The organism is Microbacterium sp. BWR-S6Y, assembly GCF_041379845.1.
In the GTDB taxonomy this organism is placed as follows: domain Bacteria; phylum Actinomycetota; class Actinomycetes; order Actinomycetales; family Microbacteriaceae; genus Microbacterium; species Microbacterium hydrothermale.
Map to the genome: position 1 here is coordinate 114,095 of NZ_JBFECV010000005.1, position 20,352 is coordinate 134,446.

The window sequence follows — 20,352 nt, forward strand, 5'->3', positions numbered from 1 at the left end:
GTGAGCGACGATGCTTCTCGAAAGAGACCTCATCCAGTCCGTCGGCTTCCGCAACGTCCGCGAGGGCGGAGACAGCGGCGAGATCACCGGCTTCCAATTCCGCGTCCGGATGCCGTCGTACCGGGGCATGGCTGCCTCGCTCATCGACGGGATCGGGGTCAGCATCCCCGGGCTCGTCGACGTCGCCCCCGACGTGCCGCTGTGGACGCTCCAGGGCACGCAGTACACGCTCGCCGAGCTGTGGGACGGCGACGGCGTGCGCTGGCCCCTCGAGGACGCCGCGATCGTCACGGTCCCGCTGCCCGGGGGTCTGCCCGACGGCGTGCACGAGCTGTCGATCGAGCTGCGACTGCGGATGTCGTACATCCCCCAGGAGCACCAGCCGAGCACCTACCGGGTCACCAAGCACGTCACGCTCGCCCCCGAGGCATCCGGTGCCCCCTTCCGCTACGGCGTCTCGCTCTACAGCTACATGACCGACTTCGGCACCGTCATGGACCTCGAGACCGCGATGGCCTCGATCGCCGACCTCGGCGCGACGGGGATCGAGATCCTCGGCGAGGCGCACATCCCGAACTACCCGAACCCCTCCGACGAGTGGGTCGAGCAGTGGTTCGCGCTGCTGTCGAGGTACGGCCTCGAGCCGACGAACTACGGCTCGTGGATCGACACGCGCCTGCACTCGAGCGGGCCGAACGGCCGCGACATGACCGTCGACGAGGGGGCTGCGGCTCTGCAGCGCGACCTGCGTCTCGCGAAGCGTCTCGGCTTCCGCTTCGTGCGGCCCAAGATCGGCGTCGTCTCGAGCGACCTCATCCCGCACCCGATCTGGACCGAGGTCGTCGAGGCGTCCCTGCCGCTCGCCGAGGAGCTCGACGTCATCATCTGCCCCGAGATCCACTCGCCGACCCCGATCAAGCACGAGGTCGTCGACGACTACATCGCGCTGATCCGCCGCACCGGCACGAAGCACTTCGGGCTGCTGCTCGACACCGGCATCTTCCAGGACCGCCCCATCCCGCTGAAGCCGGGCGAGCTGCCGGGTCAGCGTCCGGCGTTCCTCGACGGCATCCACGTCGACCCGAACGACGTGTTCGACGTGATCGAGAACGTGGTCTTCATCCAGGCGAAGTTCCACGACATCGACGAGAACCTCGACGACAAGCAGATCCCGTGGGAGCCGGTCCTGCGGGCGCTCAAGGACGCCGGCTACGCCGGGTACCTCTCGAGCGAGTACGAGGGCGAGCGCGAACCGTGGCGCTCGATCGAGCAGGTGCGCCGCCAGCACACGCTCATCCGCCGGATCGCCGACGGGCTCTGAGGAGACGACCATGCCCAACGGACTCATCCACGACGACAGCCTGCGCGCACACCCCGACGGGCTCGCGCTGCGCCTCACGATCCCCTGGTACCGCAGCCTCTGGCTGTCGTCGGTCACGACCCTCGCCCTCACCGTCGACGGGGAGCAGGTGGATGCCGCCGATCTCCGCGTCGCCTTCGACGACACCTCGTACGGTCTCGACGAGCTGCCCGCGCAGAGCGAGCGCCTGTGGTTCCTGCAGGAGCACCCGCTGCTCATCGCCCGCCGCGACGTCCCCGTCGCCCTGGGCGAGACCCACGACGTTGTGCTGCACGGCGAACTGCGTCTGCCCTACATGCAGATCGCGCCCGGGCAGGACGGCGGGCCCGGCATGTACGTGCCCAACGTCGTGCACGACGTCCGCACCCTCACCGTCGTCGACGCGGATGCCGGCATCCCGGCTCTGGTGTCGGACGTCACGCCCCCGCCGCCGGCGGCCGAGGACGACCCCTTCCAGCTCGGCCTGACGCTGTACTCGGCCAGCGCGGAGTTCCGCGCGGGGTACTTCGACTTCGACGGCCTTCTCGACCGCGTCGCGGAGCTCGGGATCGGCCCGGGCATCGAGATCGTGGCATCCCAGATGGTCCCGACCTACCCCGTCGTCGGCGACGACTTCGTGCGCACGTGGCGGGCGGCGTTCGATCGGCACGGGTTCGTGGAGAGCTCGTTCGGGGCGAACCTCGACATGGGGCGCCGGCGCGACCGCGACATGACCCCGGACGAGGAGTTCGCGTTCTCGAAGCTCATGTTCGAGGGGGCCAAGAAACTCGGCTTCCCGCTCGTGCGCATCCAGAGCGCCAAGCCCGAGCTGCTGCGCCGCCTGCTGCCGATCGCCGAAGACCTCGAGCTCAAACTCGCGTACGAGATCCACGCGCCCATGGGTCCGAATGCCGAACCGATCCTGCGCGTGCGCGAGACCTACGCCGAGCTCGACTCCCCCCTGCTCGGCTTCGTCGCCGACTTCTCCTCGACCATGCACGCGATGTCGCCGACCCTGCTGCGGGCCGTGCGCCGCGCGGGCCTCGACGACGAGGCGGTCCAGACGCTGCAGAGCATCTGGGCGACGGATGCCACGATGCAGGCGCGCCAGCAGGAGTTCATCGCGTACCTCCGCGGGCGGGACTTCGACCCGGGTCGGCTGGGCGCCTTCGCGCACCTGGCCTTCAACATGCACGGGCACGTCGACCCGCGGGAGTGGGCCGACATCATGCCGCAGATCCTGCACGTGCACGCGAAGTTCTACGACATAGACGACGCCGGTCAGGAGCCCGCGATCGACTATCCCGAGCTCGTGCGCGTGTTCGTCGAGGGCGGGTACCGCGGCTTCTGGTCGAGCGAGTGGGAGGGCCACGCCTTCGCCGAGCTCGGCGAGGTCGACCCGCTGCTGCTCGTGCGTCGTCAGCACGACCTCATCCGGTCGGCGATGCGGTCGGTGCCCGTGGGCTGACCCTCCGTTCGAGGGATCAGGGGGCGTTCTCATCCGGACTGAGCGGATGCGGACGCCCCCGGCCCGTCGGACGGTCGAGCGTCAGGCGGCCGCCAGCGTCAGGAACACCGTGCGCGTCAGCCGCTCGAGCAGCTCCGACCAGCGGTAGGCGTCGTGCGGCGTCGCGGTCGCCGTCACACCGAGGCCGAGATACCGCACGCACAGGCTGTAGAAGACCTCGAACGCCCAGACGGCGTCGTCGTCCGACAGCGTGACGCCGTGCGCGGAGGCCGCGGTCAGGAGGGCGCGGACGAACACGGACTGCCCGGCGTCGCCGGAGCGTCGGCCGCGCGCGAGGATCTCGGCGTCGTCCACCCCCATCACGAAGAAGGGGGAGAGCAGGTCGCGGTTCTCGCGCAGGATGCCGGCGTAGACCGCGACGATCTCGGCCGTCGCCGTCTCGAAGTCCGTCGCGCCGATGCCGGCGGCCGCGACGCGTTCGGCGGTCTCGACGTCGAGGCGGTCGAACTCCTGCGCCTGGATCACGCGCAGCAGTTCGGCCTTGCCCGAGACCCGGCCGTAGATCGAGCCGATCGACACCTCGGCGCGCGCACTGACCTCGGCGAGCGAGAACTGGCCGGTGCCGCGCTCGTGCAGCAGCGCGAGGACGGCGGCGCGCACCTTCGCGAACGAGTCGCGACTGCGCTGCTGCTTGGGCTCGGACACCCCGCCCGCTCCCTCTCTCGTGGCCATCGCTCTCCCCGGTTCCGGGCTCAGGCCGTCAGCTCCACGAGGAACACCGACTGCGGCTCCAGGGCGAGGTCCATCGACAGGCTCCCCTCCGCCGACACCGCGACGGGGGAGGGCCCCTCGACCGCACCCGACAGCGACGTGACGGTGGCGTGTACGGTGGCATCCGTCCAGGGGAGGTTGCGCAGGTCGAGGCTCACCCGTTCCACCCCGGCGGATGCCAGGTCGGGGCGCTGCGGCGGGAGGGTGAGCCCCAGCTCGATGCGCTGCTCGCCGATGGGGATGCGGAACGTGAAACGGTCCTCGGCGCGCGGGGCGAGGGCACTGTCGGGGGCGACGTAGTTCGTCACGAGGACCCGGACGGTGTCGCCGTCGCGCCCGGCGGCGACCGCCAGCCCCGACTCGTCGCCCCCGGTGGCCTCCAGCCGCCGCCCGGTCAGTGCCCGACCCGCGAGGACGAGCGCGCGCGAGCGCTCGTCGGGCCGTCCGTCGATGTCGCCGACCCCGCCCGGGTCGACGAACCCGTAGTGCGGATCGCGGCCGGTGTCGGCGCGGAAGAAAAACGCGTGGTCGATGACCGTGTCCTGCAGGGCGATCGCCGTGGCCGCCATGAACGCGCCCTTCTCGGGCGCCGGCGCGGTGCTGCTGGGCACCGCGAGGTAGTTCCAGTAGCTGAGCGTCAGGTCGGTGTCGGTGAACCCGTGACCATCGAGCACCGCGCGCAGCTCGCGCGCGACGTAGCGGTAGTCCATCGGATCGCGGCTGCCGTCGGTGAACCACAGGAACGAGAAGAAGTGCAGTGGCAGGTCGTTCTCGCGCACGAACCGCAGGAAGCCCTCGCGGTAGGGCGAGTCGGCCTCGAGCGAGAAGGCGACCGAGGGTCCCCCGACGGTGAGGGTCGCGTCGACGCGGTGCACCGCCTCGCAGAAGGCGCGGTACATCGCGTAGAACTCCTCCGGTCGCCCGGCGAAGTGCAGCGGCCCGAAGTCGGGCTGATCGCCGAACTCGTAGCGGCGCACGGGCGTCGCCGGGCCGCCGGCCCACCCCTGGGAGTAGTGCCGGACGATGTGCTCGACGACCCGGCCGTACACCTCGACGTCGTCGGCGGGCAGCTTGTTCTTCGGGATCGAGCTGGCCACGGTGAACAGCACCTCGGCGCCGATGGAGTGGACCGCGTCGACCCACGCGTCGGTCGCGGCGAAGTTGTAGCTGGCCGGGTCGTCGGGGTCGGCGCTCCAGTCGGGGAACAGGCTCGTGGGGTTGTCACGCGTGTCGAGGCGCGAGACCCAGTCGAAGGAGCGCACGAGGGTCACCCCCGCCTCGCGCCACAGCGGGGTCATGTCGGGGAAGTCGGGATAGGCCGCGACGGGGCCGGGGACGCCGCCGACGCCGTTCAGCGGGAGGAAGGCGCTCTCGCGGGCGGCGTCCACGACGAGGGTGCGGGTGGGGATGTGCGACACGGGTGTCTCCTCGGGGGTCTCAGTAGGGCATCCGCAGGAGGCGGTTCGCGTACTCGTTCGCGATCGGCTCGTCGTGACGGAGGTGGTCGATGCGCGCGCGGTAGGTCTCGTCGGTGACCGAGTCGAACTCCTCGAGCATCGACTCGATCGAACGCTCGTGCACCGCGCGCACCCGGGGCAGGCGGCGCTTCATGAACTCGAGCTGTGCGTCGAGAAGCGACTGGTCCTTCGCGAGCTCCTGGGCGAGAACCACGCCGTCTTCGATGCTCATCGCCGCTCCCGATCCGAGGTAGGGCGTCATCGTGTGGGCGGCGTCGCCCAGGATCATGATGCGTCCGCGGAACCACGGGTACGGCACCCACACCGTCGAGTAGGGGGTGTAGGCGACGTTCTCGGCGTGACGGACGTCGGCGAGGGCGTCGGCGAGGAAGGACGAGCCACGCGTGAGCGAGGCGGCGCGGTCGTGCATGATCTCGGCCATCTTGCTCGCGTCGTAGCGCGGGCGCCCCTCTTCGGCCACGGTGAGCACCATGTACATGGTGTCTTCCGACAGGGGCGTGAGCATGATCTTGCCGCCGTAGCCCTGGCAGATGATCGGCTGCATGATCTTGCGGCGGTTGGGCAGCCCCGCGCGCCAGGCGACCCCACCCACCGGGCGCGGAGCGTACTTCTCACCGAAGTACTCGCGGCGGATCTGGGAGTTCAGCCCGTCGAAGCCGAGCACGAGGTCGTAGTCGGCGCTGTCGCCGGTGTTGAAGGTCACGGTCGCCCTGTCGGCATCCTGGGCGATGTCGGCGACGGTCGTGCTCATGTGGAACGTGGCGCCGTTGGCGAGGGCGTGGCGCGCGGCCATCTCGAGGAACGCCATGCGCGACATCGTCACGCACCCCGGCAGGCCCTCGTCGCGGGTGCCGTAGCTCATGGTGCTCAGCAGGGTGCCGTCGGCGTCGTAGTTGTCGATGCCCGGAGCGGGATGGCCGATCTCGAGGACGTCGTCGAGCAGTCCGATCTCGCGCACCGCGCGCAGGCCGTTGATGCGGAGGCCGAATCCGACGCCGGCGACGCTGATCTCGGGCTTGTCGTCGATGACGTCGACGTGCGCACCGATCCGGGCGAGGGCGGATGCCGCGGTGAGGCCGCCGATGCCTGCGCCGACGATCAGGATTCTCAACGGGGTCGACATGGGTGCTCCTCCTCGAGCGGACGGCCGGGCCCGCGGGGGTGCGTGCCGACCGAATCAGAACGTTGATTCTGATTTCAGGCTAGGGACGGGCCGGGCGCGCGCACAACGACCGCACCCCGATCGCCGTGGATGCCGTTCATCACGATCGCTGATGCGGGCGGCATCCGCCCGTCTCACTGCGGAGCGTGCCCCGCGGCGATCACGCGACCGGCCTCGGCGAAGAGGCCGCGCATCCACTCGTGCTCGGGATCGCGGGTGTGCGAGGGGTGCCACCACAGGGCGCTGACGATCGGGGTCGCCGCGAACGGCAGGGGCATGACGCGGATCCCGCCGATGCGCAGCAGGTGCGGGGCGAGGGCGGACTGCACGAGTCCCACGCGCCGCGTTCCGCTGACGAAGTGCCCCACCGAGAGGAAGCTCTCCAGCACCACCTCGATGCGCGGCTCGACACCGAGCTGCTGGATCTGACGCGCGGCCGAGGTGAAGGCCGAACGCGACTGGAAGGTGAGCACCCACGGCAGGTCGGCGAGGTTCTGCATCGTGAGCGCCTCGCCCACCTCGTCGTTGTCGTCGGCGACGACAGCCAGCCAGTCGTCCTGCCAGAGGTCGAGGTAGGGCAGCTCCGACACGGGGCCGTGCGGGATGACGATGCCGTCGGCCGAGCGCAGGCGGTTCGCGGCGTCTTCGACGATGCCGGGGTTGTGCAGCATGTAGCGGAACCGGACGCCGGGCGCCTGTTCGGCCGCCAGCTGCGAGACGACCGTGCCGACGGTGACGAAACCGTAGTCGGAGCCGTAGATCGAGAACTCCCGCGTCGACTCGGCGGGCGACCACGACGCCTGGCTGTCGAACACGCGCCGGGCCGCTTCGAGGGCGGTGCTCGTGTGATCGGTCAGGCGGACGGCGAACGGCGTGAGTTCGTAGGTGTTGCCGCGACGCGCGAGGATCTGGTCGTTGAAGTGCGTGCGCAGGCGCGCGAGGGAGGCGCTGAGGGCGGGCTGGCTCAGGTGCAGGCTCTCGGCGGCGCGCGTGACGCTGCGCTCGGTGAGCAGCGCGTCGAGCGCCACCAGGAGGTTGAGGTCGAGGCGCGAGAGCGCCGAATGATCGGTCACCACGGCGTGATCCTTCGCTCGGGAAAGCTGTGCCGTCATCGTATCAATGCGGTCTATGTCGGGGCTAGGGCGTATCTCTCGGGGCGATGCAGACCCTCCTGGAGCGCCTTATGCGCTACATCGCGAAGACTTATGTGCTTTTTCTACTGATCCCACGGATACTGAGTCACACAGCACAGGCGCTCCACCGAAGGGGCCGCCGACAACGTCGTCAGAAAGGCTGGCAAATGGCTCCGCAACGCGTCACGCGCATCGCAGGTCTTCTCGCTCTTCCCGTCACCGCCGCTCTCGTCCTCTCCGGCTGCTCCGGTTCGGGGTCGGGGGATTCCGGAGGCGACGCCGAATCGTTCACCTTCACCTTCGCCACCTCCAACAACCTCGAGAGCCCGTACGAGACGCTCGCCAAGGAGTACATGGCGGCGAACCCCGGCGTCACCATCACCTCGAACCCGACCCCCAACGACAAGTACGGGGAGACCATCCGCACGCAGTTGCAGGCCGGGAACGCCTCCGACGTGATCATCACCGCGCCCGGCGCGGGTGACGCACGCGGTCTCATCCCCCTCGCCCAGGCCGGGTTCTTCGAGCCGCTCGGCGACACGGCGACGTCGCTCGTGCCGACCGGCAGCGACACGCTCTTCGAGATCGACGGCAAGACCTACGGGCAGCCGCTGGACTTCACCATCGGCGCGGTCGTCGCCAGCATGGGCACCGCGGGCATGAACGGGATCACGAGCTGGCCCACCACCATGGACGACTTCTACGCCGAATGCGGCAAGCTCGCGGGCGACGGCAAGTCGATGCTCGCGCTCGCCGGCGCCGCTGCTCCGAACGCCGGTCTCACCGCGCAGGGCATCGCGGCGACCCGCGTCTACGCATCGGACCCGAACTTCAACACCGAGCGGGCCGAGGGCAAGACCACCTTCGCGCAGAGCAAGGGTTGGGCCGACACGCTGCAGACCATCATCGACCTCAAGGACAAGGGCTGCTTCCAGGCCGGCGCCGAGGGCGGCGGCTTCGACGCCATCACCAACGGACTCGCGCAGGGCACCTCGGTCGGCAGCTTCATCCCCTCGGGCTCGGCGGTCGAGATCGCCGCGGCGGCTCCCGCGGAGGCCGACTTCAAGGTGCAGCCCTTCCCGCCCGCGGCCGGCGGCAAGCCCTTCGTGCTCGCCAGCTCGAACTACGCCGCGTCGATCAACGCGAAGTCCCAGAAGAAGGACGCCGCGAAGAAGTTCCTCGACTGGCTCGCCACCCCCGACGCGCAGGAGAAGTTCTACGAGGCCTCGGGCCTGCTGCCCATCTCGGAGTACAAGAACCTCGACCTGAGCAACACGATCTACTCCGAGGTCGTCGACGACATCTCGAACGGCTCGTACACCACGCTGCCCTCGAACGTCTGGCCCAACCCGGCCGTGTACGACGCGCTCTCGACGGGCGTCCAGGGTCTGCTGACCGGCCAGAGCAGCATCGACCAGGTGCTCCAGAACATGGATGCGGCCTGGGGCAACTGAGTGAATCCGCCGCCCGGGCCCCTGGACCCGGGCGGCGGAGCCGCACCCCATCGAGGATGACGAGGACGCCATGAGCACCACCTTCCGAGCCGGCGAGGTCGCCGCCACCGAGACCGAGCGCGTGGTCCTGCCGCGCCGCGGCGGACGCCGCCGACAGGCTCCCGCCCCGCGGCGCAAGGGCCTGCTGAAGTTCGGCTACTGGTGGTGGGCGCTGCCCGGCATCCTCTTCGTCATCGGCATCCACTACGTCGCCACGAGCGTCGGCGGCTTCTTCGCCTTCACGAACTGGACCGGCATCGGGGCCTTCGAGCTGATCGGGCTCGACAACTTCACGCGGATCTTCCAGGACCCGACGAAGATCGGGGCCCTGTGGAACACGCTGTTCCTCGCCTTCGGATCGGTGATCCTCAGCAACATCCTGGGCCTGGGCATCGCCCTCGGGCTCAACCGGGGGCTGAAGAGCCGCTACATCCTGCGCACGCTCTTCTTCATGCCGGTCGTGCTGAGCCCGCTGGCGACCTCGTACATCTGGAAGTTCATCTTCGACTTCAACGGACCGCTCAACCTCGTGCTGCGCGGGATCGGCCTGGACTCGATGGCCCGCGCCTGGATCGCCGACCCCACGTGGGCGATCTGGACCATCCTCGTCGTGCTGGTCTGGCAGAACATCGGCTTCTCGATGGTGATCTACATGGCCGGCCTCGCCGCCGTCCCGGTCGAGATCGAGGAGGCCGCGGCCATCGACGGCGCCAACCTGTGGCAGCGCTTCTGGCACGTCACGCTCCCCTCCATCCGCCCGGCCGTCGCGATCGCGACCACCCTCGGGCTGGTGAACGGACTGCGCGTCTTCGACCAGATCATGGCGCTCACCGGCGGCGGCCCCGCCGCGGCGACCGAGACGCTCGCGACGCAGGTCTACAAGCAGTCCTTCGCACTCGGCAACTTCGGCTACGGCGCCGCCCTCGCGCTGCTGCTGACCCTCATCATCCTCGTCTTCGCCGTCATCCAGCAGCGCGTCACCGCCGACCGTTCGGAGGAGAACTGACATGTTCCGCTACACCAAGCTCACGGGGCTGCGCGAGTTCCTGTTCTGGATCGCCGCGCTCGTCTTCCTGCTGCCGTTCTACTTCCTGGTCACGACCTCGCTGAAGTCGGACCGCGAGGTCATCACCTCGTCGACGCTGGCACCGCCGGCGGCGCCCGACTTCGGCAACTTCCTCAAGGTGCTCACCGCCACCGGCAACTCGAACGTCGTGATGGGGCTCGTCAACAGCATCATCATCACGGCCGGCAGCATCGTGCTGCTGGTGCTCCTGGGCTCGCTCACCGGGTACGTGATCGCCCGCAGCACGCGCCGGTGGAGCCGCGTCGTCTACTACCTGTTCCTGGTGGCGATCGTGCTCCCCACGCAGCTCGGCACCGTGCCGCTGTACATCGGGGCGCGCGCGCTCGGACTCACCGGATCGGCCTGGGGCATGATCATCCTCTACACCGGAATGCTCCTGCCGCTCGCGATCTTCCTCTACGCGGGGTTCTTCCGCGGGCTCGGCACCGAGTACGAGGAGGCGGCGACGATCGACGGCGCCAGCCGCACGCAGATCTTCTTCCGCATCGTGCTCCCGCTGATGTCGCCCGCGACCGGGACCGTGGCGATCCTCGCCGGCCTCATCGTGTGGAACGACTTCTTCACGTCGCTGATCTTCCTCGGCGGCTCTGCGAACCAGACCCTCCCGGTCGCCATGTACTACTACATCGGCTCTCTGGTCTCGGCCTGGAACCAGATCTTCGCGATCGTCATCGTCTCGATGATCCCGATCCTCGCCTTCTACCTCTTCGCCCAGAAGCGCTTCATCCAGGGCTTCGCCGGCGGTTTGAAGGGCTGACGCCTCTTCTCACGGGCTGAGCCTGCCCAGATGGATGCCGCGGAGCGTGGCATCCGTCGATCGTCGCGCCCCGCAGCCGAAAGGACACACCCCATGTACCGACTCGCCCCCAACATCGAACTCCTCTTCACCGAGGCCGGCGATTACCACGACCGCGTGCGCGCGGCGGCGGCGGCGGGCTTCGACGCCGTCGAGATGTGGGGTCCCACCGGGGTGGACGCCCCGGCGACGCCCAAGGACCTGCCGGCGCTGAAGGCCGCGCTCGAAGAGACCGGCGTGCAGCTCACCGCGCAGCTCAGCGAGCCCCGCACGCAGTTCATGATCCCGCCGTGGGATCACTCCGAGTTCTTCCGAAAGCTCGACGAGGGCGTCGCGATCGCGCACGACCTCGGCTGCCCCCGCATCGTGGTGGGGAGCGGCACGGGCTTCGGCGGGTGGAAGCGCCAGGTGCAGCTCGACAAGCTGATCGAGATCTACCGCACGGCGATCGCCCAGATCGAGGGATCGGGTATCGGCCTCGTGCTCGAGCCGGTCAACGTACGTGTCGACCACCCCGGCTCGCTGCTGGACCGCACCGCCGAGGGGGTCTACGTCGCCCGCGGCGTCGACTCGCCGCACTTCGGGGTGCTGTACGACATCTACCACTCGGCGGTCGAGGGCGAGGACATGGAGGCCGAGCTCGCGAACGCGGGCGACCTGATCCACTACGTGCAGCTCGCCGACGCTCCCGGCCGGGGGGAGCCCGGAACGGGCTCGCTCGACTGGGCCGAGCGCTTCCGTCTGCTCCGCGACAGCGGCTACGACGGGCCCGTGGGCCTGGAGTACTACCCCACCACCGCGTCGGAGGCCTCGGTCGCCCACGTCGTCGAGATCGCGCGCGCGGCATGAGCGCCCGAGAGTACCCGGCATCCGTCGACGTCGTCATCGTCGGCAGCGGGCCGACGGGTTCGGCGTACGCCCGGATCCTCTCGGAGCGGGTGCCCGGGGCGAGCATCGCGATGTTCGAGGTGGGGCCGACGGTGTCGAACCCGCCGGGCGCGCACGTGAAGAACATCTCCGACACCGCCGCACGCGCTCGCGCGCAGGTGGCGTCGGAGGGCCCGGGGGAGCGCGGCGAGAAGGTCGCCAGCCCCGGGGCCGCCCGTGCCGGGGTGCGGGGGGCGCGCCCCGGCACCTTTCTCCTCGACGAGGGGTACGCCTTCGAGGGCGAGGACGGCATGCCCGTCGCGGCGATGTCGAGCAATGTCGGCGGCATGGCGGCGCACTGGACGGGCGCGTGCCCGCGGCCCAACGACAGCGAGCGCATCGGCTTCCTCGACGACCTCGACGAGCTCCTCGACGAGGGCGACCGGCTGCTGGGGGTGACGCGGGACGCGTTCGACTCGGCGCCCTTCGGCGAGATCGTGCGCGAGCGTCTCTCGGCCGCCGTGGACGCGGGTCGCGTCGACGCCACGAAGGTGCAGCGGATGCCGCTCGCCGTGCACCGCCGCGACGACGGCCGCCTGGTGTGGTCGGGGTCGGACGTCGTCCTCGGCGACGTCACGCGCGAGAACCCCGGCTTCGCGCTGTTCGACGAGTCGCTCGTCGTGCGCGTCGTCGTCGAGGGCGGTCGCGCGGCCGGCGTCGTGGTCCGCGATCTGCGCTCCGGCGAGGAGCACCGCGTCGCGGCCCGCTTCGTCGTCGTCGCGGCCGACGCGCTGCGCACGCCGCAGCTGCTGTGGGCGTCGGGGGTGCGCCCCGAGGCCCTCGGGCGGTACCTGAACGATCAGGCGCAGGTCGTCTTCGCCTCGCGTCTGCGCGACATGCCGCCGCTCGCCGAGGACGCCCCGACGACGGGTCTCGCGGAGTACAGCGGCGTCAGCTGGGTGCCGTTCACCGACGACATGCCCTTCCACGGGCAGATCATGCAGCTCGATGCTTCGCCCATCGCCCTGGCCGAGGACGACCCCGTCGTGCCCGGCTCGATCGTCGGGCTCGGCCTGTTCTGCGCGAAAGACCTGCGCGCCGACGACCGCGTCGTCTTCGACGACGAGCACGTCGACGGATACGGAATGCCGGCTCCTCGCATCCACTACCGCCTCACGGAGCGCGATCACGAGGTCGTGGAGCGCGCGCGGCGGGAGATCGTGCGCCTGGCGGAGGCGATCGGCGACCCGGTCGGCGATCGACCGTTCACCCTGCCGCTCGGTTCGTCCCTGCACTACCAGGGCTCGACGCGGATGGGCACGGCCGACGACGGCACGAGTGTGTGCGACGTCGACAGCGAGGTGTGGGGCGTTGCGGGACTGTTCGTCGCCGGCAACGGCGTCATCCCGACCGCCACGGCCTGCAACCCCACGGTGACCTCGGTCGCCCTGGCGGTGCGCGGTGCGCGCAAGATCGCGTCGGTGCTCTCTCAGGAGCGGGACGTCGCCGTCTCGGCATCCGCCTGATCCTTGCTTATGCAGGAATCAGACATTAGAATGTAGGAATCAAGACAAAGAGGTCTGCGGCTCCGGCCGCGCCGACGAGGAGGTCATCGTGATCCCGGATCGCATCATCGAGCAGGGCACGCTCACCGCCGCGGGTGGTCGGGCGTCGGTGGAGGTGCGCCTGCCCTGGTACCGGGCGCTGCCGGCATCCTGCATCTCGGGCGCGAAGCTGGCCGTCGACGGGGTCGAGGCGCCGGCCGCCTCGCTGCGGTGGCAGATGAACGGCGAGGAGTTCACCTTCGCCGAGATGAAGACCAACACCGCACAGTGGTGGTTCCCCACCGACTCGGCCGTGCTCTCGGGAGATCTGGAGATGGATGCCGGGGAGCACGAGGTGCGCGTCGACCTCGAGCTCTACATCCCGTACATCATCATGTCCGACGAGAACTCCGCCGACAGCGTGCTGCACATCGAGGAGCACGACACCAAGACGATGACCGCACGCCAGGTCGAGGAGGCCCGCGCATGACCGAGCCCACCGCGAAGGGAACGCCCATCCAGGGCGTCACGCTCTACAGCTTCACCCGCGCGTTCCACGGGCGCGAGTACGACCTCGACCAGCTGATCCGCAAGACGGCGGCCGAGGGCTTCGGTCCGGGCCTGGAGATCATCGGGTTCTCGAGCTTCCGCGGCTTCCCCGAGATCGACGACCACTTCGCGGGTCGCTTCTCCGACCTCGTCGACGAGGTCGGTCTGGTGCGCACTTCGCTCGCCGTCAACGCCGACATCGGTCTGCGCCCCGACAGGCTCATGAACCAGGACGAACTCCTCGCCTACATGCGCAAGCAGATCGCCGCCGCGGCGAAGCTCGGCTTCCCCATCGCGCGCGTGCAGATCTCCATCACGCCCGACTCGATGGAGGCCCTCGCCCCCATCGCCGAGGAATACGGCGTCACGCTCGCGCTCGAGGTGCACGCCGACCAGTACGCCTCGCACCCGCGCATCCTCGCGCTGCGCGACCGCTACGAGAAGGTCGGCTCGCCCTTCCTCGGCTTCACGATGGACTGGGGAGCCACCGTCACCGGCTTCGCGCCCTCGCTCGTCGAGGCGTACCGCCGTCGCGGTGCGTCGGAGGAGCTGCTCGCCGCGGTCGTCCAGCTCTGGGACGACTTCTACGAACAGGGTCCGCCCGCCGACCAGGCCGATCACGGCCAGCGCTTCGGTCGCTTCATCGGTCTCGCGCACCAGCATGGTCGCCCCGACCTCGGCATCGACTTCGGCATCAACGGCACCGGCCTGTTCGGTCCCGCGCGCGTCAACGACTGGCTCGAGATCATGCCGTGGGTGAAGCACGTGCACGGCAAGTTCTTCGGCATCGACGAGAACGGGGACGAGCCGTCGGTGCCGGTCGCCGACCTCATCACGCTGCTCGTGGACAACGGCTACAGCGGCGCCGTGTCGAGCGAGTACGAGGGCTGGCACTGGAACCACTGGCAGAGCCCCTTCGAGATCGTCCGCGGCGAGCAGGTCATCCAGCGCGCCGCCGCCGAGGCCGCCGGTTCCCGGATGATCACGGATGCCGCCGAGGCGCGCCGCGCCCTCGACGCCCACCTCGCGCACGCCGTGCGCGCCTGACCCTTCGACAGGCTCAGGGACCACCCTTCGACAGGCTCAGGGACCACCCTTCGACAGGCTCAGGGGCCCCGCCACCAAGGTGGCTGAGCCTGTCGAAGCCACCGGAACCGCCGCAGACACCGATCCAAGGACCGAAATGACGCACGACGCCAAGGGCATCGCCGGAACCGGCATCCGCCTCGGTACCACCCTCTACTCGATGACGAGCGAGTTCGCCGCGGGGCTGTACACCCCCGAGACGCTGATCCGCGAGGTGCACGACCAGGGCATCGGCCCCGGCGTCGAGTTCAACTTCGCGCAGCTCCTGCGCTCGTACCCCGACGTCGACGCGGAGTTCACGAAGCTCTGGTTCGACTCCCTCGAGAGGTACGGCCTCGAGGCGAGCGCCGTCGGCACCAACCTCGACATGGGGCGTCGCAAAGACCGCGACATGACCCCCGACGAGGAGCACGACTTCTTCGCCCGTCAGTTGAAGTCGGCGCACACCCTCGGCTTCACGACCGTCGTCATCCGCTCGGCCGGCAAGGAGCTGCTGCGTCGCCTGCTGCCCCTCGCCGAGAAGTACGACCAGCGACTCGCGTACGAGATCCACGCGCCCTCGGGACCGAACGATGCGAAGGTGCTCGAGATCCGGGAGGTCTACGACGAACTCGACAGCGACCGTCTCGGCTTCACGGCTGATTTCTCGTCGACCATGCACTCCCTCTCACCGACGCTGCTGCGCACGCTCGGGCAGATGGGGATGGATGAGAAGCACTTCCCGGTCATGGACGAGATTTGGCACGAGCCCACGCCCATGCACGTGCGCAATCAGAAGTTCGAGGACTACCTCGCGGGCGAGGGCGTCGATCCCCTGCGCTTCGGGCCCTTCACGCGTCTGGCCTTCAACATGCACGGTCTCGTGCCGCCGGAGGAGTGGCTCGACATCATGCCGCAGATCTTCCACGTGCACGCGAAGTTCTACGACATCGGCGACGACGGCGAAGAACCGGCCATGGACATCCCGCGCATCGTGAAGCAATTCGTCGCCGGGGGATACGAGGGCTACCTCTCCAGCGAGTGGGAGGGTCACGCCTTCAGCGACCTGGGCGAGAGCGACCCCGTCGATCTCGTGAAGAAGCAGCACGCGCTCATGCGCACCGCCATCGAAGACACCGTCGCGGCGCGCCAGCCCGCGTGATCCACCACCACATCGGAGGAATGACAATGTCGAACACCACCACCGAGGCATCCGTCTCCGACCTCATCGCCGAGGTCACCCGCCTGCGCGAGCAGGTCGAGGCCGCCCACGCCCTCGCGCAGCGCGCCGAGGACCGCGGTCAGGTCGAGAACCTCTTCAACCGCTACATGTATCTGCACAACGCCTTCGAGGACGAGCAGATCATTCCCCTGTGGGTGAAGGAGGGCACCGAGGGGATCCGCGCGCGCTACACCAACGCCGGTCAGTACACGACCTGGCAGAGCGTCACCGACTACCACCGCGGGCGCCCCCACCCCGAGGGCAAGCTCATCCTGCACGCCACCAACACCCCGGTGATCGAGGTCGCCGGCGACGGCAAGACCGCCACGGGCGTGTGGATGATGGCGGGCACCGAGTCGGGCCTGACCGACCCGAAGGTCGCCGAGGAGTTCCCCGACATGTACTCGCCCGAGGAGGTGCTGGGCAAGAAGGTCTGGGCCCACTGGGTGTGGTGCAAGTACGCGATCGACTTCCTCAAGCAGGACGGTGAGTGGAAGTTCTGGAAGTTCCGCTGCTACGAGCTCGCCCGCGCTCCCTTCGAGGAGAACTGGGTCTCGTTCGGCCTGAAGAACCAGGGCGCGTTCGACCTCGACCTCATGTACTTCGGCGACGACGGCAAGCCCGTCTTCATGCCGAAGGCCGACGAGCCGGTCCCCTCCACGAACCACCCTTACAGCCCCGAGACCACGCAGAAGCTCGAGCCCGCGCCGCCGGTCGCGCACCAGACCTTCTCCGACAACTACGCCTGAGAGACAGCCCCCATGGCCACCCACAACTCGCTCTTCGCCGAGAAGGACGTCCGTCGCACCGACGACGGCCTCGCCGTCTCGGTGCAGTTGCCCTGGTACCGCAGCCTCTGGCTGTCGGCCGTCGATGACGTCGCCGCGACGGTGAACGGCGTCGCCGTGCCGAAGGACGACCTGCGGTTCTCGCTCGAGGGCCGCGAGTACCGCGTCGAGGAGCTGCCCGAGCAGTCCGAGACGCTGTGGTTCGTCGCCGACCGACCCGACGTGCTGATCCACCTCGACACCCCGCCCGCGGCGGGCGAGGCGGTGACCGTCGAGGTCGTGCTGACGATGCGTCTGCTCTACATGCAGATCATGCCGGGGGTCGACGGCGGTCCCGGGCGGTACGTCACGAACCGGGTTCCGGTCGAGCGGGAGCTGGTGCTGTCATGACCCGTTCTCTGCGCGTGGCGATGATCGGCTACGGCTTCATGGGGGCCGCGCACTCGGTGGGGTGGCGGCAGGCGCCGCGCATGTTCAATCTGCCGCGTGCGGTCGAGATGACCGTGGTGGTGGGACGCAACGCGGATGCCGTGGCGTCCGCCGCCGAGAGGTGGGGGTGGGCCGAGTCGGCCACCGACTGGCGCGAGGTGATCGCTCGCTCCGACATCGACATCGTCGACATCGTCACCCCCGGCGACTCGCACGCCGAGATCGCGATCGCCGCCCTCGAGGCGGGAAAGCACGTGCTGTGCGAGAAGCCGTTGGCCAACACGGTGGCCGAGGCCGAGGCGATGGCCGAGGCGGCCGAGCGAGCTCGGGCCCGCGGCATCCGGTCGATGGTGGGGTTCACGTACCGCCGCGTCCCGGCCGTCACGCTCCTGCGCGACATGATCGCCGAGGGTGCGGTCGGCACGGCGCAGCAGGTGCGCGCGGCGTATCGGCAGGACTGGCTGGTCGATCCCGGGATGCCGCTCGCGTGGCGTCTGCAGAAGGGGCACGCGGGGTCGGGGGCGCTCGGTGACATCGGCGCGCACATCATCGACATGACCCAGTTCGTCACCGGTCTCGCCGTCGAGAGGGTCACGGGGACGCTCGAGACGATCGTGAAGGAACGCCCCCTTCCGGCGGACGGATCGATGGGGCTGGCGAAGGGTGCCGGCGCCGCGCAGACGGGCACTGTCACGGTCGACGACGTCGCGCTGTTCACCGGGCGGCTGTCGAACGGCGCCCTCGCGTCGTTCGAGGCGACCCGCTTCGCCACCGGGCGCAAGAACGCCCTCACGATCGAGGTGTCGGGCGATCGGGGGGCCCTGTCGTTCGACCTCGAAGATCTCAACAGCCTGCGATTTTACGATCGAACCGCGCCCGAGGGGCGGCAGGGGTTCACGCAGGTGCTGGTGACCGAGCCGCAGCATCCGTACGTCTCGGCGTGGTGGCCCGCCGGTCACATGCTCGGCTACGAGCACGGCTTTAGCCACCAGGTCGTCGATCTCGTCACCGCGATCGACGCCGGCACCGATCCGCACCCCTCATTCGAGGAGGGGCTGAGCGTGCAGCGCGTGCTCGACGCGGTCGAGCGCAGCAGTGAGAATGATTCGGCCTGGACCGGCGTCGCCGCCGGGGTCCCGGTCGCCCTGAGCGAAGGAGCATGATGGCGCGCCCGATCACCCTGTTCACCGGCCAGTGGGCCGACCTGCCCTTCGAAGAGGTCGCGCGCCTCGCCGGGGAGTGGGGCTACGACGGCCTCGAGATCGCCTGCTGGGGCGACCACATCGACGTCTCGCGCTGGGACGACGCCGACTATGTGCAGTCGCGCCTGGACATCCTCGAGCGCAACGGGCTGAAGGTGTGGACGATCTCGAACCACCTCGTCGGCCAGGCCGTGTGCGACGACCCGATCGACGAGCGCCACCACGACATCGTGCCGCCCCGGGTGTGGGGAGACGGGGATGCCGAGGGCGTGCGCCGGCGCGCGGCTGAAGACCTGAAGAACACGGCGCGTTTCGCCGCGAAGCTCGGCGTGAAGACGGTCACCGGCTTCACCGGGTCGAGCATCTGGAAGTACGTCGCGATGTTCCCGCCCGCCTCCGACGCCATGATCGAACGCGGATACGCGGACTTCGCCGAGCGGTGGCATCCGATCCTCGACGTGTTCGAGGAAGTCGGCGTGCGCTTCGCCCTCGAGGTGCACCCCTCCGAGATCGCGTACGACTACTGGACCGCGAAGAAGACGCTCGAGGCCATCGGGCATCGCGAGAGCTTCGGATTCAACTTCGACCCCTCGCACTTCGTGTGGCAGCAATTGGACTCGGTGGCGTTCGTGCTCGACTTCGCCGAGCACATCTTCCACGTGCACTGCAAGGAATCGACGACGAACCTCGACGGCCGCAACGGCGTGCTCGGCTCGCACCTGTCGTGGGACAACCCCCGCCGCGGGTGGACCTTCGTCTCCACCGGACACGGCGACGTGCCGTGGGAGCCGCTGTTCCGCGCGCTGAACGCGATCGGCTACGACGGCCCCACCAGCGTGGAGTGGGAGGACGCCGGCATGGATCGCCTCGTCGGCGGCCCCGAGGCCCTCGCCTTCGTGCGCAAGCTCGGCGGGATCACCCCGCCGCACCAGCTCTTCGACGCCGCGTTCTCGAACAAAGGCTGACCCGGTGATCGACGTCCTGATCCTCTCGGGGCACATGACCATCGAGCACGACAACGCCCACCGCAGCTTCCGCCAGCACAACCAGTGGATCACGACGCTGTTGGAGGACACCGGGCGCTTCAGGGTCCGCATCGTCGAGGACCCGCGGGGACTGCCGGCGAGCGTCATCGACAGGTACGACGTGCTCATCGTCATCTTCGAGGGCCGCGACGGCTACCACGACATGGCGACCGGATTCGGGGCCGAGACGGATGCCGCGATCCTGCGCTTCGTGCACGACGAGGGCAAGGGCATCGTGTGGTTCCACGGCTCCGCGGCGCAAGAGGATCGCTGGGGCTACCCCGAGGAGTACAACGTCATGCGCGGAGCCAAGCTCAGCGCGTGGGAGACGGGCCTGCGCCCCCGCCCGTGGGGCGAGGCGCAGCTGCACACGGCCGAGCCGCGGCATCCGATCACCGAGGGCATCAACGCCACCTGGACCGTCACCGGCGACGACATCCTCGTCGGGGTGCAGATGTACGACGGCGCCCAGGTGCTGCTCACGACCTTCGACGACCTCGAGGCGTATGAGAAGGCGCCGGTGTGGCCGATGTCGCACTACCCGGTCGACATCCCGCCCGAGGGGATCGCGGCCCTGCCGGGGATCAACACCGAGCAGCCGCTCGCGTGGATCAACGAGTACGGCGCGGGACGGTCGTTCACGATCACGATCGGCCACGACATCGACACGTTCCGTCGGATCGAGTTCATCCGCATGTTCCCGCGCGGGGTGGAGTGGGCAGCGACCGGCGAGGTGACGCTGACCGGACCCGACCGCCGTGGCGACCGTCGCATCAACCCGTGGCCGTACTACAACGGCGAGGGGTGACGGCGCGCCGGGGCGTGCGGGTGGCGTGCCCAGGTACGCGCCGGCGCATAACCCGCGATAAACGCCGTTCCGTGCGAGAAACGCGGTGCCGCGGCGTTCATGCGCACGAACAGCGTTTATCAGTGA

Annotated in this window: 18 protein-coding genes and 1 pseudogene; 15 read left to right on the plus strand and 4 right to left on the minus strand. The window is 69.2% G+C overall.

Annotated elements, in window-relative coordinates; all coding sequences use genetic code 11:
• Positions 1-10 precede the first annotated feature (10 nt).
• Both AB1K56_RS12245 and AB1K56_RS12250 read left to right on the plus strand, forming a co-directional pair.
• Positions 11-1,321, plus strand: coding sequence for a DUF6379 domain-containing protein (locus AB1K56_RS12245; RefSeq protein ID WP_371205872.1), 1,311 nt, complete (start codon positions 11-13; stop codon positions 1,319-1,321).
• Between the two features lie 10 nt (positions 1,322-1,331).
• Complete coding sequence (locus tag AB1K56_RS12250; protein WP_371205873.1) at positions 1,332-2,807, plus strand: DUF6379 domain-containing protein; 1,476 nt, start codon at positions 1,332-1,334, stop codon at positions 2,805-2,807.
• 81 nt (positions 2,808-2,888) lie between these two features.
• On the opposite strand, the gene AB1K56_RS12255 is transcribed toward AB1K56_RS12250, so the two are convergent.
• The 4 genes and pseudogenes from AB1K56_RS12255 to AB1K56_RS12270 form a co-directional block, all read right to left on the minus strand.
• Positions 2,889-3,539 (minus strand): TetR/AcrR family transcriptional regulator, encoded by a 651-nt coding sequence (locus AB1K56_RS12255; protein WP_371205874.1) that lies wholly within the window; start codon positions 3,537-3,539, stop codon positions 2,889-2,891.
• A gap of 20 nt (positions 3,540-3,559) precedes the next feature.
• Complete coding sequence (locus AB1K56_RS12260; RefSeq protein ID WP_371205875.1) at positions 3,560-4,996, minus strand: hypothetical protein; 1,437 nt, start codon at positions 4,994-4,996, stop codon at positions 3,560-3,562.
• A gap of 19 nt (positions 4,997-5,015) precedes the next feature.
• A pseudogene (locus AB1K56_RS12265) lies at positions 5,016-6,185 on the minus strand (FAD-dependent monooxygenase); the annotation flags it as partial.
• Positions 6,186-6,352: 167 nt separating this feature from the next.
• Positions 6,353-7,291, minus strand: a complete 939-nt coding sequence (locus AB1K56_RS12270) for a LysR family transcriptional regulator (protein ID WP_371205998.1) — start codon at positions 7,289-7,291, stop codon at positions 6,353-6,355.
• A gap of 227 nt (positions 7,292-7,518) precedes the next feature.
• Between AB1K56_RS12270 and AB1K56_RS12275 the strand changes: the two genes are divergently transcribed.
• The 13 genes from AB1K56_RS12275 (at position 7,519) to AB1K56_RS12335 (ending at position 20,226) form a co-directional block, all read left to right on the plus strand.
• Positions 7,519-8,805 carry an extracellular solute-binding protein gene (locus AB1K56_RS12275; protein ID WP_371205876.1) on the plus strand — a complete coding sequence of 429 codons (1,287 nt, stop codon included), beginning with the start codon at positions 7,519-7,521 and terminating at the stop codon, positions 8,803-8,805.
• 70 nt (positions 8,806-8,875) lie between these two features.
• Positions 8,876-9,850, plus strand: a complete 975-nt coding sequence (locus AB1K56_RS12280) for a carbohydrate ABC transporter permease (protein WP_136588281.1) — start codon at positions 8,876-8,878, stop codon at positions 9,848-9,850.
• A 1-nt stretch (position 9,851) separates the two neighbouring features.
• Complete coding sequence (locus tag AB1K56_RS12285) at positions 9,852-10,688, plus strand: carbohydrate ABC transporter permease (RefSeq protein ID WP_371205877.1); 837 nt, start codon at positions 9,852-9,854, stop codon at positions 10,686-10,688.
• Positions 10,689-10,781: 93 nt separating this feature from the next.
• Entirely contained in the window at positions 10,782-11,576 is a 795-nt protein-coding gene (locus AB1K56_RS12290) for a TIM barrel protein (RefSeq protein WP_371205878.1), read from the plus strand.
• The gene (locus AB1K56_RS12295; protein WP_371205879.1) at positions 11,573-13,120 is read left to right on the plus strand and encodes a GMC oxidoreductase; all 1,548 of its coding nucleotides are present in this window, start codon (positions 11,573-11,575) and stop codon (positions 13,118-13,120) included. The genes AB1K56_RS12290 and AB1K56_RS12295 overlap by 4 nt, the downstream gene beginning before the upstream one ends.
• Positions 13,121-13,208: 88 nt before the next feature.
• Positions 13,209-13,628: a DUF6379 domain-containing protein gene (locus AB1K56_RS12300; RefSeq protein ID WP_371205880.1), complete on the plus strand. Its 420-nt coding sequence runs from the start codon at positions 13,209-13,211 to the stop codon at positions 13,626-13,628.
• Positions 13,625-14,734 (plus strand): sugar phosphate isomerase/epimerase family protein, encoded by a 1,110-nt coding sequence (locus tag AB1K56_RS12305; protein WP_371205881.1) that lies wholly within the window; start codon positions 13,625-13,627, stop codon positions 14,732-14,734. Before AB1K56_RS12300 ends, AB1K56_RS12305 begins: the two co-directional genes overlap by 4 nt.
• Positions 14,735-14,870: 136 nt before the next feature.
• The gene (locus tag AB1K56_RS12310) at positions 14,871-15,914 is read left to right on the plus strand and encodes a sugar phosphate isomerase/epimerase family protein (protein WP_371205882.1); all 1,044 of its coding nucleotides are present in this window, start codon (positions 14,871-14,873) and stop codon (positions 15,912-15,914) included.
• A gap of 26 nt (positions 15,915-15,940) precedes the next feature.
• Positions 15,941-16,723, plus strand: a complete 783-nt coding sequence (locus tag AB1K56_RS12315) for a nuclear transport factor 2 family protein (RefSeq protein WP_371205883.1) — start codon at positions 15,941-15,943, stop codon at positions 16,721-16,723.
• A 12-nt stretch (positions 16,724-16,735) separates the two neighbouring features.
• Positions 16,736-17,152, plus strand: coding sequence for a DUF6379 domain-containing protein (locus tag AB1K56_RS12320; RefSeq protein ID WP_371205884.1), 417 nt, complete (start codon positions 16,736-16,738; stop codon positions 17,150-17,152).
• Positions 17,149-18,354, plus strand: coding sequence for a Gfo/Idh/MocA family protein (locus AB1K56_RS12325; protein WP_371205885.1), 1,206 nt, complete (start codon positions 17,149-17,151; stop codon positions 18,352-18,354). Before AB1K56_RS12320 ends, AB1K56_RS12325 begins: the two co-directional genes overlap by 4 nt.
• A complete protein-coding gene (locus AB1K56_RS12330; protein WP_371205886.1) occupies positions 18,354-19,358 on the plus strand; it encodes a sugar phosphate isomerase/epimerase family protein in 1,005 nt (334 codons plus the stop codon). Before AB1K56_RS12325 ends, AB1K56_RS12330 begins: the two co-directional genes overlap by 1 nt.
• Positions 19,359-19,362: 4 nt before the next feature.
• The gene (locus tag AB1K56_RS12335) at positions 19,363-20,226 is read left to right on the plus strand and encodes a ThuA domain-containing protein (protein WP_371205887.1); all 864 of its coding nucleotides are present in this window, start codon (positions 19,363-19,365) and stop codon (positions 20,224-20,226) included.
• The last annotated feature ends 126 nt before the right edge of the window (positions 20,227-20,352 follow it).

What these genes read in the sequence shown, in the direction of transcription:
- AB1K56_RS12250 (WP_371205873.1), top strand. Translation starts at nt 1,332, where the DNA reads ATGCCCAACGGACTCATCCACGACGACAGCCTGCGCGCACACCCCGAC.
- AB1K56_RS12255 (WP_371205874.1), bottom strand. Translation starts at nt 3,539, where the DNA reads ATGGCCACGAGAGAGGGAGCGGGCGGGGTGTCCGAGCCCAAGCAGCAG.
- AB1K56_RS12310 (WP_371205882.1), top strand. Translation starts at nt 14,871, where the DNA reads ATGACGCACGACGCCAAGGGCATCGCCGGAACCGGCATCCGCCTCGGT.
- AB1K56_RS12245 (WP_371205872.1), top strand. Translation starts at nt 11, where the DNA reads ATGCTTCTCGAAAGAGACCTCATCCAGTCCGTCGGCTTCCGCAACGTC.
- AB1K56_RS12325 (WP_371205885.1), top strand. Translation starts at nt 17,149, where the DNA reads ATGACCCGTTCTCTGCGCGTGGCGATGATCGGCTACGGCTTCATGGGG.
- AB1K56_RS12320 (WP_371205884.1), top strand. Translation starts at nt 16,736, where the DNA reads ATGGCCACCCACAACTCGCTCTTCGCCGAGAAGGACGTCCGTCGCACC.
- AB1K56_RS12295 (WP_371205879.1), top strand. Translation starts at nt 11,573, where the DNA reads ATGAGCGCCCGAGAGTACCCGGCATCCGTCGACGTCGTCATCGTCGGC.
- AB1K56_RS12330 (WP_371205886.1), top strand. Translation starts at nt 18,354, where the DNA reads ATGGCGCGCCCGATCACCCTGTTCACCGGCCAGTGGGCCGACCTGCCC.
- AB1K56_RS12275 (WP_371205876.1), top strand. Translation starts at nt 7,519, where the DNA reads ATGGCTCCGCAACGCGTCACGCGCATCGCAGGTCTTCTCGCTCTTCCC.
- AB1K56_RS12290 (WP_371205878.1), top strand. Translation starts at nt 10,782, where the DNA reads ATGTACCGACTCGCCCCCAACATCGAACTCCTCTTCACCGAGGCCGGC.
- AB1K56_RS12305 (WP_371205881.1), top strand. Translation starts at nt 13,625, where the DNA reads ATGACCGAGCCCACCGCGAAGGGAACGCCCATCCAGGGCGTCACGCTC.
- AB1K56_RS12280 (WP_136588281.1), top strand. Translation starts at nt 8,876, where the DNA reads ATGAGCACCACCTTCCGAGCCGGCGAGGTCGCCGCCACCGAGACCGAG.
- AB1K56_RS12315 (WP_371205883.1), top strand. Translation starts at nt 15,941, where the DNA reads ATGTCGAACACCACCACCGAGGCATCCGTCTCCGACCTCATCGCCGAG.
- AB1K56_RS12285 (WP_371205877.1), top strand. Translation starts at nt 9,852, where the DNA reads ATGTTCCGCTACACCAAGCTCACGGGGCTGCGCGAGTTCCTGTTCTGG.